This window comes from Legionella sp., assembly GCF_049790535.1.
GTDB lineage: Bacteria > Pseudomonadota > Gammaproteobacteria > Legionellales > Legionellaceae > Legionella.
In genome coordinates this window covers 1-6,581 of sequence record NZ_JBAQZB010000034.1, presented here as the reverse complement: position 1 = coordinate 6,581, position 6,581 = coordinate 1, and the positions used below count along the sequence as shown (strand labels likewise).

Below are 6,581 nucleotides of genomic sequence, written 5' to 3'. Positions count from 1 at the left end.
GCGAGCGCAGTGAAGCAATCCAGAGGTTCGAAGCACTTTACCCTAGATTGCTTCGCGATGCTCGCAAAGACATCAACCAACGGAGATACACAACATGCATGAGCATCAACCTGCTATTTATATTATGGCGAGCAACAGACCGCCAAGTTTTATATTTAACTCATTGAATATGATGCATTTATTATTTTGTTCGTTGTGAAAGATTACCCTTTAGCCTACCCCCTGTGAAAAAAGTATCTTTAATTGACACATTTTTGTCGAGCAGATACTATCTTCCCCTCGTCTTTGCGAGCGCAGTGAAGCAATCCAGAGGTTCGAAGCACTTTACCCTAGATTGCTTCGCGATGCTCGCAAAGACGCAAACAGTCCAACCAACGGAGATACATCACATGCATGAGCATCAACCTGCCATTTATATTATGGCGAGCAAACGGAATGGCACACTTTACACAGGTGTTACCAGTGATTTGATAAAACGCGTTTATCAACATAAACATGAAGAGAGCGACGGGTTCACCAAAAAATACAATTGTAAGCTGTTGGTCTACTATGAGCAAACTGAAGATATGTTATCTGCAATTGAGCGAGAAAAACAAATTAAAGCAGGATCCAGAAAAAAGAAATTAGCGATGATTGAATCAATAAATCCATGATGGCTAAATCTCTATGAAACGTTATTATAGTCTACGAAGATTCGTTCGCTATCTAGACTGATCTCCCCCATCAAATCCATGATTTAACAAACGCTTGCAGCAAAATTCTCACTAAATGATTTATTGTGAGCTAATGAAAAGGTAATATTTTAAATAAATTACTTTTATATTCTTGCCTAATGAAGCCCTGTAAGGAGTGGCGCAAGAGACAGACAGATGTTGTTATAGTATCATGATAAAGGGGATAACCTCTCTTGATTATCTGTTGATTGAATAGAATAAATCTTTTTGCCATTGGTCTTGTTGTTGCTGTTTCAAATTTGATTCAATAGCAAGGTATTTTATTTTGTTTACTCCTATAAATAACCATAAATCTTTTTACTCATGCTCACTGTAGTGTGAATTTCTAATCAATATTGGTGAAAGAGAGTTAAAAGTAATTTATATTCTATATGCAAAGTTATTAATTAAATTAATTCAATGAGTTATAGTTAAGATTTGGCGGAGAGACAGGGATTCGAACCCTGGGAAGGTTGCCCTTCAACGGTTTTCAAGACCGCCGCATTCGACCGCTCTGCCATCTCTCCGATAGCCAGGAATACTATCTTAACGTTTTTAGTTTTGCAAATACTTTTTAATATCACACTCAATTAAATTAAGCAGAAAGAATGTTCGCAAATTATATAGTCCTAGGTATAATGTTCTAAAATTTCTTGCTTATGGTTATGGAAGCAACAGAATTATATAGGTGTGAGTTATGAAACGAATTCAAATATTATTCCTGGTGGGACTTATTTTTTCTTTGTCTTCTTGCAAGACCTGGTGGAATAAAGATGATGACGATAAAAATCCTTTTAAGGGAATGAGTGCTGAGCAACTTCATAATGACTCCCAAAAAGCATTACATAAAGGTGAATATGCCACTGCTATCAAGCAACTTGAAGCAATAGAAACAATGTACCCATTTAGTGATTATACTGAAAATTCACAAATGCATTTAATTTATGCCTATTATAAAAATGAAGACTATCCTTCTGCTGCAGCAACTGCAGAACGATTTATCCATCTCTATCCACGCGCTAAGCATGTCGATTATGCCTACTATATGCGTGGATTAGCTAATTTCCAACAAAATCGAGGTGTTTTTGCTAAGATATTACCAATGGATGAGTCTTGGCGCGACCCCGGAACACAAACTCAGGCTTATTCAGACTTTGCAATTTTGGTTGAGAAATTCCCTGAAAGTAAATATAAAGCCAATGCACTGCAACGTATGATTTATTTACGTAATATGTTTGCACAGCAGGAATTGAATATTTCAAAATATTACTTTAAGCGTAAAATGTATGTCGCTGCCATTGAACGAGCTGGATATTTAGTGAAAAACTATCCCCAAGCACCTTCTGTTCAGCAAGCATTAGTAATTATGTATCATTCAAATATTGCTTTGGGTTTAAATAAGGCTGCGGAAGAGGTTAGAACCGTTTATCAAACTACTTATCATACAAGCAAATTGGCAAATGTAGCTCCTTAGTAATTTGCTTATATTTTTAGAAGTTTAAAGTGCTTCGTACTATTTTTTATAATTTAATGGTGATCCTCTAAATATTTTTTATATAATGGAGTTTCTAATGTTAAGGAATACAACAAAATCATTTGGTAGCCTTGCAAAATTATTTCATTGGCTAATCGTTATTTTAATTTGCACTCAATTTTATTTGATTTGGGGTCAAGATTTATTTCCGCAAAAATCTTTGATAAGAATTCAATATATCCTTTTACATAAATCTTTTGGAGTGACTCTCTTTATACTTGGCGTATTATTTATCGTTTGGCGCACCATTAATCTAAAGCCTGAGGCACCAGAACCACAACCTCATTGGAAACATATCGTTGCTAAAATAGTCCATCATTCATTATTAACGCTTATCATTTTGATGCCAATACTAGGTTATTTAATGTCTACTGCTGATGGACGAACTGTGAGCTTTTTTGGTTTATTTACCTTGCCAAATTTAATTACAAAAAACGAGAATCTGAGTACTTTTTTTTTCCAGGTTCATGAAACATTAGCTTATGTACTCTTAGCCTTAATCAGTCTTCATGTAGCAGCTGCCTTACACCATCATTTTATTTTAAAAGATAGGGTTCTCAAAAGAATGCTGCCTTTTAATTAAAAAGGCCGAAAGAAGACAAAAAAATATTTTTTTAGAGGTAGATCTCACCACTTTAAGAAAAGTAAGCTCTATGTAGATTTGGAACAAAAGCACACAGCAAGCTCAGCATATCAGTATGTAAGATTATGTGTAACTTTTCGTTTCAAATCGGCCAAAGATGGCCTTCTATACCTCCAGAATGAACAATTACGACCAAAAAGTAACTACGCGAGTAAGAATAATTTTATATATTGTGCAAATCTTCCATTGGCGGAGCTGATGGCATAAAAGGATTAGTTTTAGTTTGTTGACGGAAATGAGTATTATAAGAGGACGGTTGTAGAACTGGCTGAGGAACAACCATTGTTTTGCAATCAAATACTAAATCGCCAACCTCAACCCTGCCAATCAATCCATTACGTAATTGTCGCGACAATTGAAGACATTCCTGTACTTTTGCCCCCTCCCCAAACATGCGACTTAAAAATGAGGGGATTGGTTTTTCGCTCTCTAATAAGCTGGCTATTTCAGCACGTAACGCAACCAGCGCACATTTTACCTTAATGGGATCAAGCCCTGTATCTATTAAGTGCCGCTCCTCTTTTGCGGTTAACCCAAATCGCAGAGGATCAGTTGGATCCATGGCATCTTTATTAACTTGCTTATTGATGAAATTATAAAAAGTGCTCATTGCAAAACAGCCAAGACCACCACCCATAATAGCAAAGAGTACTGTACCAGTTACCACAATAGCAGCGGGATTAAGACCTGCCATTATTGCGAGTGAAATTAACACGGCTGAACCAAGAGAAAATGACATTACAGCAGCAGCCGCAGAAAAAACAGTAGAACTTGCCAACATTAATGCAGCTTTTAACCATCCTTCATTATAATAAAATCGTTCAACACTATTTAAAAATTCGCTAAACATGTAATACAAAGCGATTAGAGTTAACGTTGCTGCCCATGCCGCTAGAGCAATTAAAATTAATAACCCCATTAGCTCAGCTAAACTCTCATTACGATTCTTCTTATCTCGATGTCTATGTGGATCATCTTTTGATCCAGTGTAATCGCAGCCAGGATGGGTTGATGGATAATGATGGAAGTTGCTGGAGATCGCACGTAAAAGCATCCAATTATAAAAAATGGAGTCATTGCAGTTATAATTAGTGTAATTATTAATTACATAATCAGTTTTAGGACGAGGTTCTGGATGTATAGGAGAAAAAGTGTGTTTATCTATTTCCGACAACTTTCTATACAACGGTAGCGCATAAAAAATTGCATTAAAACTTGCATAGACTTTCTGTTTTTCTTCATACACCAGATGAGAAAGAGAACCATAATTCACAGCATATTGCACTGCAAGATACATTTTATTATAAGTTGCAAGAATATCATTGTTGTAATCTTTAATACATTCCTTATAATGAGTTAATAAATTACCATAAAGTAATTTTAAATTATGATCAGTAAACTTTGTGACTGTACTTTTCATAGCTACTCCTAATAATAAGTAAGTAGCACCAATTCCATTCAATTAAGCCTATAAACATTTTAATGCTAGGAGCGTGGGTTTTATGCTTCTTTTTGCTTGACGCTATCCCAACGTCAAGCAAACAAACTTAAATAAAACTGGTACTAATGCTTCACAATTTGAGCTTGATTAATCAAGTTTTTTTCATACAAGTCATAATCCATCATACCATAATTAGCCTCGATCTGTTCAACAAGACTATCTTGTTGCTCTTTATCTAAGGCGCTGAATTTTCCATCGTTAATGGACTTCAGACTAACCACAACGTAATCACCATTGGGTAAAACCACACCATTACTACTGCCTACTCGTAATAAATTAAAGGCTATATTATTGATGAAAGGATGTATTTTATCACCTTCCCTAGAGGCCTCTTTTACTGAGCTCCAGACTAATTGATTGGTACGAACAAGCTCGTTTTGTTGTGTATCATTAACAGCATTTATTAAATTTATACCAAGTTCCTTTGCTTTTTCTTCAGCAATCTGTTTAATCAAAATCGTATTAATTTGATCCTGCACTGCATCTAAAGATTGCTCTTTTTTAAGAATATGTTCATCAACGCGTATAACCACAACCGAATCATTATCAAGTTGTATCGGCTCACTGTTGTTACTGAGCTCAAGCACATCATGGCTAAACGCAGCATTAATCACCTGTGGATTTTTAGTAATTTTATCCACACCACCAGCACGTGAAAACAGTGGTGTTTTTTCAATGTTTAATTTCATTGTGTCTGCAACAAGATTGAGTGAATCAGGCGATTGGTAACTAAGGTCAGATAATAGTTCTAAAGCCTGAGAATATTGGGCCTGTGCCCTCTCTGCAAGTAATTGCTCTTTAATTGTTGTTTCTACTTTATCCAAAGCCTTTATTTGTACAGGTTTATAAGCAATTAATTTAAAAATTTCATAACCGTGTTTGGTTTTTTCAGGGACAGAAATTTCACCAGCCTTAGTTAAATTAACTAAAATTTTACTATACTCATTTTGTCCAGCAGTAATCCAAGAAAGCTTTCCTTTCTCTGCTACAGAAAGTTTATCATCCGATAGTGTAGTAACTAATGTGTCAAACTGATCCGGATCTTTTTTCAACACTGCATAAGCATCATTCGCTTTAGTCTGAATCTGATCCCACTCTTCTTTTGAAGCATTCTCAGGTACTGCAAATAAAATGTGAGCAACATGCCAACGAGCTGGAGTTAAATAATTGTTTATATTATCGTCATAAAATTGCCTAATTTCTATGGGGGAAATTTTAACATGTTTTTTAAAATCATTCATAGATAAAATAACGTAATTCAGACTAACTTGTTCTGGAGCTACAAACTGTTTTGCATGCAGTTTATAGTAATCGGCAACAGCTTCAGGTGAGACTTGAATGTCTTTTTTAAAACGTTCAGCAGGAATAATAACAAAATTATAATCTCTAGTTTGCATATCCAACTTTACAAATCGCTCAATTTCGTCTGGTAAAGCAAAAGAACTGCCGCTAAAAGCAAAACGTTGTTGATTTAACAACATGCCCTGCCTTACTTGTTTTTGAAAGGTTATCAGAGTGTATAGGGCCGCACTTAACGCCTGTTGATATTTTTCAGCTGAAAAATGCCCATCTTCCTGAAATTGTGGAATTTTAAGGATAGCTCCATTAGCTTCATTTAAATTTACTTCAAAACCATTTTTGCGTGCTGACTGAATCATAACTTCATTTGTTACCATTTGGTCTAAAACTTGATTTTGCAGGTTTTTCTCACTTTCAGCACTCATTGATGCATCATCTTGCATCCCACGAGCACGTCGGTAATTTGTTTCGAAGAATTGTTCAGTTAAAGACTCACCATTCACGGTAACTTTAGAATTTGTTGTATGATGCGATTGAAAGTAATAATCCACACCAAATAGTGTAAAAGTAATACCAATTAAGGCAACAACCAACCAAGCTACAACACCTTGTATTCGCTCATTTAACTTCTGCAACATGTCCCGACATCCATTTTGATATTAACGTAGTTTAATGCAGACTAATTGTAACCTAATCGGATAAAAATCCAAACAAAAAACTACAAGTATTAGATTTTGGCAAGGTACTCGTGCTTATTTGTTAAAGAGAGCGCGTTACTTAGCGACGCGCTAGCATGGTGGGTGCTGTAGGGATCGAACCTACGACCCTCGCCTTGTAAGGGCGATGCTCTCCCAGCTGAGCTAAGCACCCTAAAATCTTAAGCTTCCTGTA

General features: G+C 35.7%; 5 protein-coding genes and 2 tRNA genes. 3 read left to right on the top strand and 4 right to left on the bottom strand.

Annotated elements, in window-relative coordinates; translation table 11 throughout:
* The first annotated feature begins 389 nt into the window (after positions 1–389).
* The gene (locus WA877_RS01520; RefSeq protein ID WP_425169178.1) at positions 390–653 is read left to right on the top strand and encodes a GIY-YIG nuclease family protein; all 264 of its coding nucleotides are present in this window, start codon (positions 390–392) and stop codon (positions 651–653) included.
* Between the two features lie 499 nt (positions 654–1,152).
* On the opposite strand, the gene WA877_RS01515 is transcribed toward WA877_RS01520, so the two are convergent.
* Positions 1,153–1,240: transfer RNA gene (locus WA877_RS01515), tRNA-Ser, on the bottom strand.
* A 170-nt stretch (positions 1,241–1,410) separates the two neighbouring features.
* Between WA877_RS01515 and WA877_RS01510 the strand changes: the two genes are divergently transcribed.
* Together WA877_RS01510 and WA877_RS01505 are read left to right on the top strand one after the other, a co-directional pair.
* Positions 1,411–2,187, top strand: coding sequence for an outer membrane protein assembly factor BamD (locus WA877_RS01510; RefSeq protein WP_425169177.1), 777 nt, complete (start codon positions 1,411–1,413; stop codon positions 2,185–2,187).
* A gap of 97 nt (positions 2,188–2,284) precedes the next feature.
* A complete protein-coding gene (locus tag WA877_RS01505) occupies positions 2,285–2,830 on the top strand; it encodes a cytochrome b (protein WP_425169176.1) in 546 nt (181 codons plus the stop codon).
* A 223-nt stretch (positions 2,831–3,053) separates the two neighbouring features.
* Here the strand turns inward: WA877_RS01505 and WA877_RS01500 are convergent, their stop codons facing one another.
* The 3 genes from WA877_RS01500 to WA877_RS01490 form a co-directional block, all read right to left on the bottom strand.
* Positions 3,054–4,310 (bottom strand): hypothetical protein, encoded by a 1,257-nt coding sequence (locus tag WA877_RS01500; protein WP_425169175.1) that lies wholly within the window; start codon positions 4,308–4,310, stop codon positions 3,054–3,056.
* Positions 4,311–4,453: 143 nt separating this feature from the next.
* The gene (locus WA877_RS01495) at positions 4,454–6,328 is read right to left on the bottom strand and encodes a SurA N-terminal domain-containing protein (protein ID WP_425169174.1); all 1,875 of its coding nucleotides are present in this window, start codon (positions 6,326–6,328) and stop codon (positions 4,454–4,456) included.
* A 156-nt stretch (positions 6,329–6,484) separates the two neighbouring features.
* Positions 6,485–6,560 (bottom strand) — tRNA-Val (locus WA877_RS01490).
* Positions 6,561–6,581 lie beyond the last annotated feature (21 nt).